The following is a 15,192-nucleotide window of genomic DNA, read 5'->3' as shown; positions in this document are numbered from 1 at the left end:
GTGGGAGGTGCCCGCGCCTGCGCCCGGGCGCGCCACCGTCGGCGGGTGCACGTCCGTGCGGGGTGCCCGCGCCTGGTGGCGCGGGGGGTTTCCCACCAGCGGCACCCGTGACGGTTTGATGATGTCTGCGGGTCTTCTCGTGGGGGGTGACCCGCCATCGGCGGCTGTTCCGCCCGTGCGTGACGGTGTGCCGTGGGCACAGATGGCGGCCCGGGGAGCCATCCACCGGCCCCGGGGGCGGGTGCGGGAGGCGGTGCCCTCGTCCGGACCCCCCTCCTCAGCCAGTGTCGGCAGGGAGCCGCCGGCGGCGGGAAGGGGACGGTCCGGGGGTGTCCCCGCAGGCATGCGCACAACTCCCGCTGGAACATCCCGTCAGAGCAGAGGTGCGCAGGCCGAGGAGATACCCCCGGGGCGGCACCGACCCACCCACCAGCGGCACCCGCACCCGACCAAACACCCGCACGGGCGGGCGGGCGGGCGGGCAACACCCCGAGCTAAGACCTCAGCACACCGCCCCAACCTTGGGCATCGCCCCATCGATCAGATACGCCTCAACCCCCGCCGTCACACACGGACTGTGTGCGAAATACGCACCGTGCCCCTCCCCCCGATACGTGAGAACGCGGCTGCCGTTGGCGAGCGCCGCCGCCATGTGGGCCGCCCCGGGGTACGGCGTCGCCGGATCCCCCGTCGTGCTGACCAGCAGCGCCTGCGGCGCCGTGGGAGCCGCCACCCGGCGGGACGCGGGGTCGCCGGGGGACCAGCCCGTGCACGACAGCAGCGTCGCCTCGATCGACGTACCGAACACCGAGGACGCGCGCGCGAAGCGGCCGTCGAGGGCATGGACGGCGGCCGGCGTGTGCCGCTCCGGCGTGTCCCGGCAGTCGATCGCGAGCTTCGCCATCTCGTAGTTCCCCGGCGTCGACCAGGACGAGGCCCGCACAGGCCGTGCCGCCACACCCAGCTGGCCGGGGTAGGCGAGCTGCATCATCAGCTCGCCGTCACCTTCGCGGAGCGCGTCGAGCGCTTCCCGCAGGAAGGTCCAGTCGTCCTTGGAGTACAGCGCGTTCTGCACGCCCTGCAGGTAGGCCGACCGGTCGAGCCGGCCGGAGACCGTCGGGAGGGCCCTGCCGCCCAGGCTGCGGGCGGCCGCCGCGATCCCGCTCACCACCTCGGCCCGGGTCCGGCCCGGCACCGGGCAGCCACGGCTCGCGCAGTCCGCGGCGAAGTCGCCCAGCGCGTGCTGGAAGGCCGCCGCCTGGGCCAGCGCCGTACCCGTGTCGTCCAGTGTGGGGTCCGGCACCCCGTCCAGCACGACGCGGCCCGTGTGGTGCGGGAACTCGTGCGCGTACACCGAGCCGAGCCGGCCGCCGTAGGAGAAGCCGAGGTAGGTCAGGCGGTCGTCGCCGAGCGCGGCCCGCACCACGTCGAGGTCGTGCGCGGCGTTCGGGGTGCCGACCCAGCGCAGCAGCGCGCCGGAGTGCTTGCGGCAGGCCTGCGCCACCTGGCGCGCCTGGGCGGCGGGGTCGGTGGCGGTCACCCCGGAGAGGTCACCGCAGTCCACCGGGGTGCTGCGGCCGGTGCCGCGGGGGTCGAAGCCGATGAGGTCGTAGCGGCGGTTGAGCCGGGCCAGCTCACCGGCGGCGGTGCGTTCGGCCAGTTCGGTGATGCCGGGTATGCCGGGGCCGCCGAAGTTCACCACGAGCGAGCCGAGGCGTGCGCCTGGGCCCGTGGCGGGTATGCGGCTCACGGCGATGTCCAGCTCGCCGGACTTCGGGTGGGCGTAGTCGCGGGGGACGGTGAGGGTGCCGCACTCCATCGAGGCCGGGCCGTGCACGGGGAGGCCGGCGCAGGCGGCCCAGGAGAGCTTCTGGTGGTACGGGGTGTGGGTGGCGGTGCCGTCCGCCTGCGGCGGGGCGGCCAGGACGGTCGCCGTCAGGGCCGCGGCGAGGGCGGCGACGGTTCTCATGCGGGCCATGAGGTAAACGTATGGGCGTTTGGGGGGTTTTGCCCGCCCGCCCACCCGTGCGGGTGTTTGGTCGGGTGCGGGTGCCGCTGGTGGGTGGGTCGGTGCCGCCCCGGGGGTATCTCCTCGGCCTGCGCACCTCTGCTCTGACGGGATGTTCCAGCGGGAGTTGTGCGCATGCCTGCGGGGACACCCCCGGACCGTCCCCTCCCCGCCGCCGGCGGCTCCCTGCCGACACTGGCTGAGGAGGGGGGTCCGGACGAGGGCACCGCCTCCCGCACCCGCCCCCGGGGCCGGTGGATGGCTCCCCGGGCCGCCATCTGTGCCCACGGCACACCGTCACGCACGGACGGAACAGCCGCCGATGGCGGGTCACCCCCACCAGAAGACCCGCAGACGACGTCGTAACCGCACGGGTCTGGGGGCACCCCCACGCGGAGCCGTGGGGGAGGGTGGGAAACCCCCCGCGCCACCAGGCGCGGGAAACCCCCACGGACGTGCACCCGCCGACGGTGGCGCGCCCGGGCGCAGGCGCGGGCACCCCCCACGGACGTGTACCCGCCAGCGGTGGCGCGCCCCACCGCACCCGCGAGGCACCCCGCAGGCGCGGGCACCCGCCCACGTGGCGGCCCCGTCGGAACCGCCGCCGCGAGGCACCCCGCACGGACGTGCACCCGCCAGCGGTGGAGGCCCACCGGGACCGGAGCCGCGAGGCGCAACCCCCGGAGGGGGTCAGCCGCGCAAGGCCACTGCCGCGACGCGGGGGAGGTCGAGGCGGCGTTCGTAGAGGAGGTAGCGGGGCTGGTGGCGGGGGGCGTATGCCGCGTAGGGGCGGTCGGGGGTGCGGCGCCAGGGGCGGGAGGAGGTGATGTTGAGGGAGAGGCGGGTCACGCCCGCCAGCGCGGGGGCGGTGCCGCGGGCGGCGGTGAGGAGGAGGTCGGTGAGGAGGTGGTCGACGGGGGCGCGGCCGGAGTCGCGGTCGTAGCGGAGGAGGTCGAGGGTGAGCCCGTCGGGGCCCCACGGCACGAAGCCGAGGATGGCGCAGGTGCGCCCGTTGGGGTCGCGGCACTCCGCGAGCAGGCACTCCCCGTCGGCGGGGTCGCCGACCCGCCCGAGCGCGGCGGAGACTCGGCGTTCGGCAGGATGCCGGCGCCATGCGTCGGCCAGCTGGCCGAGCCGGCGCAGGTCGTCGGCGTCCAGGGCGCCCTGGCGCCGGAAGGCGGTGGTGTAGCCGGCCGCGGCGACCAGGCGGTGGGCCGCGACGAGCCCGGTGTCGCCCGCGGAGGCGGCGAACTGCACGGCGTTGACCATCGCTTCCTCGCCGGAGGCGAAGCCGTGGAAGCCGGCGGCCTCGTAGGCCACCGCGGCGGCGGGCCCGGCGTTGGTGACCGCGGGGACCCAGGCGTGGCGGTGGGCGTGGGTGAGCCAGCCGGTGACGGCGGCGGGCCAGGAGGTGCGGGGGCCGAGGGGGTCGCCGGTCGCGAGGGCGACGCCGTTGACGACGCGGTAGAGGATCGCGGCGTCCCGCGAGGGGGTCCAGCAGACGGACTTGTCGCGGCGCAGCGCGAAGTAGCCGAGCGAGTCGCGGCGGCCGTACGCGCGCAGCAGGGCGCGCAGCCGGCGTTCGTCGGCGGGGAGGAGGCGGGCGCGGCTGCGGGGGGCGCGGAAGAAGGCGAGCAGGACGACCAGCATCAGGGCGACGCTCAGGATGTTGATGGCCAGGTCGGTCCAGCCGGGCACGGTGATGCCGGGCAGGTCGAACAGGCCGGAGACGGTCAGCACGCGGATGACGGCGTAGCGCAGGCTCGCGGTCCACTCGCGGGGCGGATCCTGGTCGGTGGCGTGGACCAGCAGGGTGCCGACGCCGACGGCGATGACCGCGCCGATCAGCAGACTGATCAGGCCCAGCGCGACGTTGCCTGGTTGGCCGCGCACGTTGAACAGCGGGCGGGAGGCCAGCAGGGCGGTGAGGAAGACCAGGGTGACGGCGAGCGAGGCCCAGTTGAAGGGGTGGCCGCGCGATTCGCGGACCGCGGCGAGGGTGATGACGAGGACCAGGGTGTAGCCGACGGTCAGCACGGTGGTGACGATCCAGGCGGCGCGTTTGCGGCGGCGCAGGCTGATCGACAGCACCAGGGCGAGGGCGGCGCCGGTGAAGCCGGGGCTGACCAGGAAGGCGGTGAGGTACTCGCCGTTGGTGGCGGCCCGCACCCGGTCGCGGAAGGGGGAGACGACGCCGGTGACGATGTTGACCGCGGTGGCCAGCCGCAGGTACCAGACGGCGCCGGCCGCGCCGGGGTCGCGCAGCGGGCGCAGCACCCGGTCGAGCAGCACTTCGAGCCGGGACGGCGGCAGGTCCACGATGGTGGGGCGGGCCGGGGGGTGCTTGGTCAGCGACACCGGGCTGGGCGCGCCGGCGACCGCGTCCATCGCGCGGGTCTTCACCAGGACCATCCGCCGGTGGATGCGGTCCTCGCGGCGTTCGGCCCTGGCCATCCGGCGCGGCCTGCTGCCGTAGCGCCAGCGGGCCCAGGGGCTGGCGGGGCGGGCCAGCCGCAGGGCGCCGATGACGGCGACGAAGGGCAGCATCACCCCGAGGAGCCCGGTCCACACCTTGCCCTTGACCAGGCACAGCACGACGAATCCGAGCAGGACGGCGGCGACGACGTAGGTGGTCCAGGAGGTGCCGCCGACGTAGCCGCCGAGCGGGGCCTGGCCGATGAGCAGCAGGCCGATCACCGAGACGGCGAGGATCACCGCGTCGACGGACTGCCGGCCCTCCTCGCGCCAGTAGACGTCCTCCAGGTGCAGGACGAGGGCGAACTCGTCGAGCACCAGGCCGCAGCCGGCGCCGAAGACGACGGCCAGGACGTTGTGCACGAGCGGGCCGCCGTGGACGGCGAAGGAGCCGACGCCGCCGATCAGCATCATCGCCTGGCCGAAGACGACGTGGTGGATGTGCAGTCCGCCGGGCTGGACGTTGCCGGGCCACCAGGACACGCCCCTGCGGATCATCCGGACGCTGAAGCGGATGAAGAGGAAGGACCCGAGCAGTCCTGCGAGCAGCAGGAACAGCGGTGTTCTGCCGCCGGTGCCGGAGATGTGCACCCGGACCGTGTCGGCCAGTGACCAGTGCCCCATGGGACCAGGGTGGTGGTCCAGGGGGTTGGCGGACCACGCGGCGCGCCGGGTGGCGGGCGGCGGATACGCCGAAGGCCCCCCGCGGACGGAGGGCCTTCGTTTCAGGTGCGCCGCCAGGGACTCGAACCCCGGACCCGCTGATTAAGAGTCAGCTGCTCTAACCAACTGAGCTAGCGGCGCCTGCTGACGTCGTAGACATTAGCACCCACCCGGGCGACCTGGAAAATCGATAACCCTCACACCGGTCCCGGCACCCTGACCAGCGCGGAAGGGGCCTGCGCGGGGGCCGTTCTGACCGCCCGGACGCAGGCCCACAGCAGGATGTCGGCGCCGGGCAGCCAGGGGTGCGCGGTGTCGGGGGCGACCACCCAGCGCGATATCCCGGCGCTTTCCGGCGGGGCGGCCCCGGGGTCCTCGTGCAGTGCGGGGAGGGTCACCGCGTCGCCGCTGCCGTGGCACAGCATCGGCGGGACCGCGCGGCCCCACTCCTCCCAGCCCAGCAGGGCGGGCAGCCGCTGGGCGGTGCCGGGGGCGACCAGCAGCAGCACCCGGCCGCGGTGCACGGCGACCGGGCCGCTGCCCGGCCCTGACGCCCAGAGCTGTTCGAGCACCCGGCGGCCGAACAGGGCGGTGAGATTGACCACGTCGAAGGCCGTGCCGCAGGGCAGGACGCTCGGGGCGCCGGGCCGGGCCGACCACAGGGCCTCGACGCTGCGCGGGAACGCGCTCGCGGAGGCCAGCCAGGCGGCGCCCTCCGGGCTGACGCACGCGGTGTGCTGCCGCCGCAGGGCCTCGGTGACGATCCCCACGACGCTGGTGCTCCCCTGCCATTCGTCCATGGCAACTACAGGTACCGGCCGGTCGGACGGCGTCCGGGTAAATCGGCCGAATACGGGACAGGAGCGCGCAGGTGGCGTACTCTACCGACCCCGCACGGCGACCGGGCCGTTACGGGGTGACACCGCCGTCGGCGATCAGGCCCTGGCCGTACTCGGCCATCTTCTTGGCGTAGTCCTCGGTCCAGCCCGCCTGTTCCGCCAGGTCGGCCATGGTGAGCCGGTCGAAGCGGCGCGGATCGGTGAGCTGGGCGGCGGCGATGGCCTGGAACTCGCTCGCCCGGTCGGCCGCCGTGCGGAAGGCCTGCTCCAGCTCGGTGGCCCTGGCCAGCAGCTGGCGCGGGTCGTCCATCGACTCCAGCTCGAAGAAGCGGTCGCCGTCGGTGCCGGCCGGCGCGCCGGGCTCGAACAGCAGCGGGGCAGGACGTTTCGGCCGGTCGGCGCGGGACTCGTGCGGTTCACGGGACTCACGGGACGGGCGAGCCGGTTGCGGCTCGGACATTCGGTACCTCCGGGGTCGGTTCCGCCTCCCATTGTCCCGCGCCCGCGCCGCGGTGCCGCCCCGCTCAGGGCCGCCAGCTCACCCGGTGCTCCGCGAGATGGGCGAGTACGGCGTGGTTGGCCTCCCAGCCGTCGGGGAATTTCACGGTGACGCCGAGCCGTACCGGCTCCGAGGACGGATGCTCGTCGAGCAGTTCCGCGACGCCGGCCCGGCAGACCACGATGCAGGCGTGCCGGTGCCGGGAGGCCAGCACACACAGCCGGCCGGTCTCCAGATGGAAGGCGGTGGCGTCGGGGCGGCCGGACAGCGGGTGCAGGACGACGGTGACGTCGAACTCCCGTCCCTGCAGCCGGTTCGCGGTGTCCACCGCGACCCCGCCGGGCCCGGCCGGCACCCCCAGGGCGGCCAGGGCGGTACGCACCGCGGCGGCCTGGTCGCGGTGTGCGGTGCCGACCGCGATCCGGTCGGCGGTCAGCGGCGCCGGGTCCGCGCCGCGCTCCGAATGCGTCACCCCGCCGCGGTCCAGCAGCCGCCGTACGACGACGGCGACCGCGCGTACCGCCTCCGGGTCGGTGCGCGGGGTGTGCCGGGCGGGCAGTTCGAGCAGGCCCCAGCCGGAGACGGCTGCCTCGTCCAGCACCCGGTCGGGCCCGCCGCCGTCCCCCGGCACCCCGAAGCCGAGCCGCCGGTCGCCGTGGCCCGTACCGCTGCGGAACGGCGTGTACGGGTAGAAGGCGCGGGACACCAGCGGCGCCGCCGACGCCGGCAGCCGCCAGGACACCGGCAGCCGGTGCTGCGGCAGGCCCGGGTTGTGGGCCAGCAGCGTGACGACCGCGCTCGCCGACGGGTCCCAGCTCAGCCCGGCCCACTGCTCGGCGCCGACCACGCTGAACGGGTCGAGCTGGCCCGGGTCGCCGACGAAGAGCGCCCGTTCGAACAGCCCCGCGACCTGGAGCAGCGCGTCGGACCGCATCTGGTACGCCTCGTCCACGATGGCGTGCCGCCAGGGCTCGACGTCCTTGACGTACGCCCATTTCGCCGCCGTCGCGATCACCACGGCGCGGTCCCTGAGGTCGGCCACCGAGCTGGACTTCGCCACCTCGGGGTGCCGGTCAAGCGCCGGGTCCGGCGGGGAGTCGGCGCCGTGCAGCCGGCCGACCGGGAGGGTGGGCTCGGCGGTGGCGAGGCGGTCGGCGAGGTCGTCGACCTGGGCGTTGGTCTGCGCGACGATCATCAACTGCTCGCCGGACGCGGCCAGTTCGCGGGCCGCGCGCACCACCAGGGTCGACTTGCCCGCGCCGGGCGGCGAGTCCACGACGACGCCTCGGGCGGTGCCGTGCATCGTGCTGGCCAGGATCGCCGCGGTCGCGGCCGAGGCCGCGGCCCCCGGGTCGAACCGGTCGCCGTCCGCGCCGCCGGTACGGTCCGCGCGGTCGGTGCCGTGCGTCACAGGAAGTCCTCCGCGGTCACGGTGTCGGGCGCCTCGGACGGGCCTGCCCCGGGTACGGCAGCGGCGCCCGGGCCGCCGTGGGTCCACGGCGTCGCCTCGGGCTCGGGCAGCGCGGGGCCGCCACGCGGGTCGTGCGCGAAGAGTGTGAACGTCACCCGGTCCCCCACCTCCGGGACCGAGCCTTCCCGCGGGGCCCTGCCGCTACCCATCCCGCCGGTGAGCCTGACGGTGACCGTCCACTCCGGCGGCTCCCCCGCGGCGCCCGGCTCCGCGTCCCGTGGCCCGGGCAGCAGCGGCTGCGGCTGAGCCGCCACGGCGAGCACGTCGGCGGTCTGCGCCGACTTCGCCTCCGGCAGGGCGCGGTAGGCCTTGGCGCCCGGGTCCGCCTGCGGGGTGTCGGGGGTGCTGACGGTGAGCACCGGGCGGGGCATCGGGCGGCGGCCCTCGGAGTACGTCATCTCGACGGCGAGCACCGTACCGGCGAAGGCCTCGCCCGCCAGTCGCCTGGCCGCCATCACCAGCGGGTCGTCCAGTGCCTCCTGGGCGAACAGCCTGGCCTGGGCGGTCTCGCGTCCGGCGAGCTTCTGCGCGGCCGTCACCGCGTCGTCCCGCTTCGGCTGCGGAGGCTCGCCCGCCCGCACCCGGTCGCGGTGGCCGGTGAAGGACCAGCGGTCCCGCTTCCAGCGCTCGGCGACGTGCGCCCCCTCGGGCAGCGCGCGCAGCAGGTCGACGCCGTGCCACACGTCGTCCCAGGTGGGCCGCAACTGCGAGGCGACCAGCCGCGCCACGTCCGCTTCCGCGACCCGCAGCGGGCCCGTCGCGCCCGCAGACCTGGCCGCGGCGTAGCGCTCCAGCGCCGGTGCCAGCACGCGGTTGTCGAACACCGGGTCGGTCGCCGGTCCGGCCGGCGGGCTGAGCAGCAGCCCGTCCCGGTCGCGCCCGGTCTGCGCGCGGGCCGCGGCGGCCGGCCCGTCCATCCCGTCCGGCGGGTCGATCCAGCCGATCAGCCCGCCCAGGTGCTGGTCCTCCATCGCGCTCTGGCCGGTGGCCCAGTGCCGGGTGAGCAGGTCCGTCATCGCGACCAGCAGCGCGCTGCCGGGGGTGCGGGCGCGCTCGGCGCAGTGCGTGAGCCAGCGGCCGAGCAGCGGCACCGGCACCGGTACGGGGTGCGGGGCGTCCGGGTCCTCGACGGTCCGCAGGTAGCGGGTGGAGCGGCCGAGCAGCCGTACGTACTCCAGCGCGGCGCTGTTCGGCACGATGATCTGCGGGGCGTCGGCGCAGACCTGGGTCTCCTCGCGGTTGCGGGTGGCCGGCTCGGTCTCGACGTCGTCGGCGTAGGTGTCGATGACCGGCAGGACGGCGGCGGCGAGACCGGCGAAGAAGCCGAACCGCAGCTCGCGGTCGAGGGGTTGCGGCACCACGAGCAGCGCCGGGGCGCTCCGGTCGGTGCCGACCATCGCGCCGAGCGGCGCGCCCGCTTCTCCCGCGGTGGTCAGCGGTACGAGGACGAGCGGGTGCTCGGCGACCCAGCGGTGCCGCACCGTGGCGGCGGGCACGGCCCGCCCACGGGCGGTGGCCTCCGCGCGGGCCAGCACGTTCATGAGGCTCATGCGTTTCCGCCGTCCTCACGGCGCGGCACCGTCGCGGCCGCGCGCGCCGTTCCCCGCGCCCCTTCCGTGCCTGCACCTTCGTGGAGACAGCGCCGCCGCGTCGTGGCCGGGCCTGCGCCGCCGTGCGGCCAGTGCCGCCACGTCCTCGGGGGGCGGGTCATGATGTGGGTCCGGGGGTGAGGGCTTCTGCTCGGAGGGTGGCTGCGCGGCGGAGGGCGGTGACAGCCGGGTCGGGGGTGGCGGGGGTGCAGGGGGAGGCGGCGGCGGACAGGACGGCGGTCACCGTCGTCAGGTCGCCGAGGTCGGCCCGCAGGCCGCGGCCCAGCGCGTCGATGGAGTCGGCCGCCCGGGCGCGGTCACGGCAGTGGAAGGCCAGTTCGCAGCTGGAGAGGCACTCGGGGGCGTAGGCGGCGGGGACGGAGTCCACCGCGGCGGTGAGGGCCGGGCGGGGGCGGGCCAGGTCGAAAGTGGTGCCCTCGGGGAGGGTGTCGGCGATCTCGTCGATACGGGTGAGCCGGGCGAGCTGGCGCCGGGTGACGGCGAGCTGCCTGCGGACGTCGACCCACTCGGCGGTGGGCAGGTTGGAGAAGTCCTTCGGGCAGACCAGCAGCACGTCGGTGCGGGCCCGGCCGGGCAGGACGGCGTCCAGGGCCAGGACGTAGACCGCCGCCTGCCGTGCCGCCGCGCCGACCTTCATCGCGTCGGCGACGCCGTCCAGGATCGGGAAGGACTTGATCTCGGCCACGGTCCAGGCGCCGTCAGGGGCGACGGCCACCGCGTCGGGTTCGAGGAAGACCGTGGAGCCGGCCACCTCAAGCGCAAGCAGGGGGTGGTCGAGCAGGGTCCAGGACCCGGGCCTGGCCTCGGCCAGGGCGAGCCGGGTGCGGGCGGCCCGTCCCTCGGGGCCTGCCGCGGTGAGGTCGGGGACCTCCGCGTCCGCGCCCTCGGCGCCCAGCAGCCGCAGCAGTTCCGCGCAGTCGCCCGCTTTGACCCGGGCCTCGAAGGCGTGGCCGCGTGAGAAGGCGAACCGGGACTGGCCGAAGCGGGCCGGCGCGCCCAGCGCCTCGGCGACGGCGCCCTTGTCGACGCCCGCGGCGTCCAGCAGGGCCCGGCGGCGGCAGCCGGGGTTCGCCGCGAGCGCGGCCAGCGCCCGCGCGTCGAGCGGGCGGGGTGCGGTGTCCGGGCCGCGGAGGGCGGCCAACCGCTCCCGCAGCGTGTGGTGCTTAGTGCTCACCCGCGAAAGTGTGGCATCCGGCTACGACATCCGGCTGCGCTCGCCGCGCCCGGCGCCGCTGCCGTCGGCCGCGTCCGGGCCGCGGTCGGCGTCGTCGGGCGCGCCGGGCGGCACGGACACCGGCCGCGGCGAAGGCAGCTTCCCGCCGCCGCCGTTCGTCCCCGCGGTGGCGGGCTGCGGCGTGCCCGCGGTGACGGCGACCGCGGCCGGCCGGGTGCCGAAGCGGCCGCGGACCCTGACCTGGATCCGGTCGACCACCCGCAGCGCGGGCTTGGCCAGCAGGAAGCCGATCCCCATGGTGGCGACGCCGGCGGCCGCGTCCATCAGGTAGTGGTTGGCGGTGCCCATCACCACCAGGGCGGTGGTGAGCGGGTAGAGCACGCCGAGGGTGCGGACGAACCAGTGCCGCCCGTAGCGGAAGAGCATGATGCCGCACCACAGCGACCAGCCGACGTGCAGGCTCGGCATGGCCGCGTACTGGTTGGTGAGGTGCCCCATGCCGCGCGGCGCGCTCGCGTCGGTGCCCCACCAGCCGTACGAGCCGTACTGCGCCATCGTGTCCATGAAGCCGTGCGCCCCGGGCAGCAGCCGGGGCGGGGCGGTCGGCACGGCGGTGAAGCCGATCAGGCCGATCAGCGTGGAGATCAGCAGCCAGGTGCGTGCGGTGCGGTAGTGGGTGGGGCGGCGCAGCCAGAGCCAGACCAGGATCGACGGGGTGACCACGTAGTGCAGCGAGGCGTAGGCGAAGTCCGCGGGCACGCCGAGGAAGGCGTGGTGGGTGAACAGCTGGTTGAACCAGCGTTCGGGATCGAGGTGGGTCAGCTGCTCGAAGTGCAGGATGTCCGCGCCGTGCTCGACCGCGTCGTCCACGTCACCGCGCACCAGCAGCCGCGCGCCCGAGTACAGCGCATAGACCACGGCAATCAGCGGCAGCTCGGTCCACCAGCGCAATCTGCCACGGTAGGCGGCAGCTCGCGGCGCGGTGGCGGTGATCGTCATGCGGGCGTCTCTCCAGGTTCTCCGAAGGCCGCAGGCGGCGGTCGTGGACTTGTCGCGTACCCTCTACCGTACGACGTACGCTAAACCGTACGCACACCGCCCCGGCCAGAGCGAACGAACCCCGAATTTCCCCGGTGTTCAACGCTCGTACGGTGTTCAACCTTCCGGTGCCGGGGGTATGCAAGGCGGAGGACGCCCGGCGCACCGCCCCGGGTTGCCTCCCTCAGGTCGTAGCCAATCACCGAAGGCGGCTGCCGAGCCGAACAGCAGCACAGCAGCGAAGGACGAGAACAAGAGAGTCCGATGTCCCTCACCCAGCCGGTCCGTCCCCCACGGCGCCGCGCCCCGCGCAATTCGCTCAACCCCGACCGTATCCTCGATGCCGCCGTCACCCTGCTCGACCGCGACGGCGCCGAGGCCTTCACCATGCGCGGCCTCGCCCAGCAGCTCGGTGTCGGCACGATGGCCGTCTACTCGCACTTCCGTGGCAAGGACGAGATCAGTGACGCCGTCGCCCAGCGGCTGCTGGACACGATAGAGCTTCCGCCGGGCGGTTCGGACGATCCGCGCAGCGAATTGCGCGAGGTGTGTGTCGGGGTGTACCGGCTGTTCACCGAGCATCCGTCCGCGCTGGAGCTGCTGGCCGGGCGCCCGCAGCGCGGCGACGACGCCATCGCGCTGATCGACCGGATGCTGGGCCTGCTGCGGCGCGCCGGGCTCGGCCGCGCCGACGCCGCGCACACCCATGTCGCCCTGATGCAGTACATCGTGGGTTCCGCGCTGTGGAACACCCGACGGGCCAGGGCGCTGTGCGAGGAGGGCGCCAGGGACCGGGTGCGGGCCAGGATCGCCGGGCTGCCCAGCGGCGCCTACCCGGCACTGGTCGAACTCGCGCCCGAACTGCTGTGCGCGCAGAGCGAGGGCACCGGGCAGTTCGAGTACGGGCTCGACGGCCTGCTGCGGGGCCTGCTCGGCGGTTCGCCGCAGGTCTGAGCGATGATGGGGGTTTCCCCGCCCCCGCACGAGAGGCCGCCCCGCATGGCTGCGCGCATCCTTCTGGTCCGCCACGGCCAGACGGAATGGTCCCTGTCCGGCCGCCACACCGGCCGTACCGACATCCCGCTGACGGACGAGGGCCGCAGGACCGCGCGGCTGCTCGGCGACCGGCTGGCGGGAGCGCCCTGGCACGGCCTGCGCGAGGCGGAGGTCCGCACCAGCCCGCTGCGGCGGGCCGCCGACACCTGCCAGGAGGCGGGCTTCGCCGGCGCCAAGGAGTGGGACGCGCTGCTCGAATGGGACTACGGCGACTACGAGGGCCGCACCCCCGCCCAGCTCCAGGAGCTGCGTCCCGGCTGGAACATCTGGCGGGACGGCGTGCCGAACGGCGAGTCGCCGGACGACGTGGCGGCACGTGCCGACGAGGTGGTCGGCTGGGCCAGGTCGGCGCCGCGCGATGTGCTGGTCTTCGCACACGGCCACGTGCTGCGCGCCCTCGGCGCCCGCTGGCTGGGTCTGCCGGCGTCCTTCGGCGCGTCCCTGCGGCTCGATCCGGCGTCGCTGTCGATCCTCGGCTGGGCCTACGGCGCGCCGGCGATCGAGCGCTGGAACGACACCGGCCATCTGGGCTGAGCCGCACGTGGTGGCGGGGGCCGTCCCGGGGGGGCGGGACGGTGCCGCCGTCCCGCGGATCCGACCCGGTAGCGTTCTGAGGGCGGCGGGAGCCGCGGACCGACGGCACGTAATCGATGGAGGCTTCACCATGGCAACCACCCGCACCGCGACCACCCAGTGGAAGGGCCCGCTGATCGGCGGCGCCGGCAGCGTCTCGCTCGACACGTCGGGCGTCGGCACCTACGACATCACCTGGGCCTCGCGCGCCGAGGCCGCCAACGGCAAGACCAGCCCGGAGGAGCTGATCGCCGCGGCCCACTCCTCGTGCTACTCGATGGCGCTCTCGCACGGCCTGGCCGGCGCCGGCACCCCGCCGGAGACCGTGCAGACGGTGGCGAACGTCACCTTCCAGCCCGGCGAGGGCATCACCGGCATCACCCTGTCGGTCAAGGCCCGGGTCCCCGGCCTGTCCGCCGAGGCCTTCGAGGCGGCGGCGCAGGACGCGAAGCTGAACTGCCCGGTGAGCAAGGCGCTCACCGGCGTGAACATCACTCTTGAGGCCGAACTTCTCAACTGAGCAGGCCCGTTCGGCTCAGCGGCGGGTGACGCGTACCGACCAGTCGCCCGCCGCGTCGCGGCCGAGCACGGTGAAGGTCACGTGCGCGGCGGCGTCGGTGAAGGTCTGCCCGGCGGTGAAGGGCGCGTCGTTCAGGGAGTTGAAGGCGCCGCTGCTGAAGTCGCAGGCGGAGGTGCCTGGATGGCCGTCCACCACGCTGACCGGGCCCTGGCCCGAGTCGATGTCGGTACGCACCCGGTAGGCCAGGACACCCTGCCGGCAGGCGTCGTGGTCGTCGCCGACGGCGGCCCTGGCCTCGATGACGAAGACCCGGGTGGGGCCGTAGGGGATGATCACGGCCTTCTGCCCGCCGGTCGTCTCCACCGGGCTGAGGTGGTAGGTGGTACTGCTCCGCGAGGTGACGCAGGCGATCTGCCGGTCGGTCAGCCAGCCGAGCCGCCACTTGTGCCAGGCGAAGAGGTCGCCCTGCAGGCCCCAGTCCAGCGACATGGTGTCCCACTGGCCCGCGAGGCTGTCGGTGCGCTGGAAGTCGTCGGCGGAGTAGAGGTCGGGCAGCCCGAAGGCGTGGCCGTTCTCGTGGCTGAGCACCCGTGAGCCGGACTGGTCGTGGCCGTAGATGAGCGAGACCTTGTTCAGCCGGGCCCCGTCGTCGGTGGTGGCGGCGGAGGCGCCGGTCCAGGTGACCGACAGCACGGCCTCGTCGGCCGGCGGCCCCGCGTTGGGGGTGACCAGGACGTTGACCAGGTCGTAGCCGCGGAAGTCTATGGCGTGGTCGGCGACCTTGAGCAGGTCGCGCATCATCGCCGTGTGCGCGTCCCACCCGTAGCCGCGGCCTATTCCATACGCGCTGAAGGGCCGCGGCATGCGTATGTAGCGCAGCACCGGTGTGGACTCGTAGTCGAGCCGGCCGTACGACGCGGCCGCGTACCACTTCCTGACCGCGGGGAAGAACTCGGCGTACCGCTCGCGGGCGCTGTAGGGGGCGGGGGCGTCGGAGAAGTCGATCAGCAGGGTCAGGGCGTGGACCGTGCCGGTGGACGGGGCGAATTCGGCGTCGGGGCCGCGGGCGGTGGAGTCGGAGAAGCCCTCGGACATGGCCACGCCCGGCACCGCCCGCAGCGCGCAGGGCCGGGCGGCCGGCGGGGAGGCGGGCAGCGCGGGCGGCCCCGACCCTGCGGACACCGAACTGCCCACGGCGAGCAGCCCGGCCGCCCCGAGCGCCGCCATCCGGGCGCCCCGCGCGGCGAACCGCCGTGCGGGGCCGGG

Annotated in this window: 12 protein-coding genes and 1 tRNA gene; 3 read left to right on the top strand and 10 right to left on the bottom strand. The window is 74.9% G+C overall.

Annotation, left to right across the window (positions count from 1 at the left end):
• Window positions 1-502: 502 nt before the first annotated feature.
• The 9 genes from OG702_RS24055 to OG702_RS24015 all read right to left on the bottom strand — a co-directional run bounded on the left by OG702_RS24055 (window position 503) and on the right by OG702_RS24015 (window position 11,738).
• Window positions 503-1,978, bottom strand: coding sequence for an alpha/beta hydrolase (locus OG702_RS24055; RefSeq protein ID WP_327291010.1), 1,476 nt, complete (start codon window positions 1,976-1,978; stop codon window positions 503-505).
• A 720-nt stretch (window positions 1,979-2,698) separates the two neighbouring features.
• On the bottom strand, window positions 2,699-5,107 hold the full coding sequence (locus OG702_RS24050; RefSeq protein ID WP_327291009.1) for a phosphatidylglycerol lysyltransferase domain-containing protein: 2,409 nt from the start codon (window positions 5,105-5,107) through the stop codon (window positions 2,699-2,701).
• 106 nt (window positions 5,108-5,213) lie between these two features.
• Window positions 5,214-5,287 (bottom strand) — tRNA-Lys (locus OG702_RS24045).
• Window positions 5,288-5,343: 56 nt separating this feature from the next.
• Window positions 5,344-5,946 (bottom strand): bifunctional DNA primase/polymerase, encoded by a 603-nt coding sequence (locus OG702_RS24040; RefSeq protein WP_327291008.1) that lies wholly within the window; start codon window positions 5,944-5,946, stop codon window positions 5,344-5,346.
• A 109-nt stretch (window positions 5,947-6,055) separates the two neighbouring features.
• Window positions 6,056-6,445, bottom strand: coding sequence for a hypothetical protein (locus OG702_RS24035; protein ID WP_327291007.1), 390 nt, complete (start codon window positions 6,443-6,445; stop codon window positions 6,056-6,058).
• Between the two features lie 64 nt (window positions 6,446-6,509).
• Entirely contained in the window at window positions 6,510-7,895 is a 1,386-nt protein-coding gene (locus OG702_RS24030) for an AAA family ATPase (protein WP_327291006.1), read from the bottom strand.
• Window positions 7,892-9,505: a hypothetical protein gene (locus tag OG702_RS24025; RefSeq protein ID WP_327291005.1), complete on the bottom strand. Its 1,614-nt coding sequence runs from the start codon at window positions 9,503-9,505 to the stop codon at window positions 7,892-7,894. The genes OG702_RS24030 and OG702_RS24025 overlap by 4 nt, the downstream gene beginning before the upstream one ends.
• A gap of 157 nt (window positions 9,506-9,662) precedes the next feature.
• Window positions 9,663-10,739, bottom strand: a complete 1,077-nt coding sequence (locus OG702_RS24020; RefSeq protein ID WP_327291004.1) for a hypothetical protein — start codon at window positions 10,737-10,739, stop codon at window positions 9,663-9,665.
• Window positions 10,740-10,760: 21 nt separating this feature from the next.
• Window positions 10,761-11,738, bottom strand: coding sequence for a phosphatase PAP2 family protein (locus tag OG702_RS24015; protein WP_327291003.1), 978 nt, complete (start codon window positions 11,736-11,738; stop codon window positions 10,761-10,763).
• Window positions 11,739-12,041: 303 nt separating this feature from the next.
• Here OG702_RS24015 and OG702_RS24010 point away from each other — a divergent pair, with 303 nt between their 5' ends.
• The 3 genes from OG702_RS24010 to OG702_RS24000 all read left to right on the top strand — a co-directional run bounded on the left by OG702_RS24010 (window position 12,042) and on the right by OG702_RS24000 (window position 13,926).
• Entirely contained in the window at window positions 12,042-12,731 is a 690-nt protein-coding gene (locus OG702_RS24010) for a TetR/AcrR family transcriptional regulator (protein ID WP_327291002.1), read from the top strand.
• Window positions 12,732-12,776: 45 nt separating this feature from the next.
• Window positions 12,777-13,367: a histidine phosphatase family protein gene (locus OG702_RS24005; protein WP_327291001.1), complete on the top strand. Its 591-nt coding sequence runs from the start codon at window positions 12,777-12,779 to the stop codon at window positions 13,365-13,367.
• A 130-nt stretch (window positions 13,368-13,497) separates the two neighbouring features.
• On the top strand, window positions 13,498-13,926 hold the full coding sequence (locus OG702_RS24000; RefSeq protein ID WP_327291000.1) for an OsmC family peroxiredoxin: 429 nt from the start codon (window positions 13,498-13,500) through the stop codon (window positions 13,924-13,926).
• Window positions 13,927-13,941: 15 nt separating this feature from the next.
• Here OG702_RS24000 and OG702_RS23995 read toward each other — a convergent pair whose 3' ends face one another.
• The gene (locus tag OG702_RS23995; protein WP_327290999.1) at window positions 13,942-15,153 is read right to left on the bottom strand and encodes a M6 family metalloprotease domain-containing protein; all 1,212 of its coding nucleotides are present in this window, start codon (window positions 15,151-15,153) and stop codon (window positions 13,942-13,944) included.
• Window positions 15,154-15,192 lie beyond the last annotated feature (39 nt).

This window comes from Streptomyces sp. NBC_01198, from assembly GCF_036010485.1.
In the GTDB taxonomy this organism is placed as follows: domain Bacteria; phylum Actinomycetota; class Actinomycetes; order Streptomycetales; family Streptomycetaceae; genus Actinacidiphila.
Note: the sequence above shows the minus strand (reverse complement) of the source record. Positions and strands in the feature narration are given on the sequence as shown.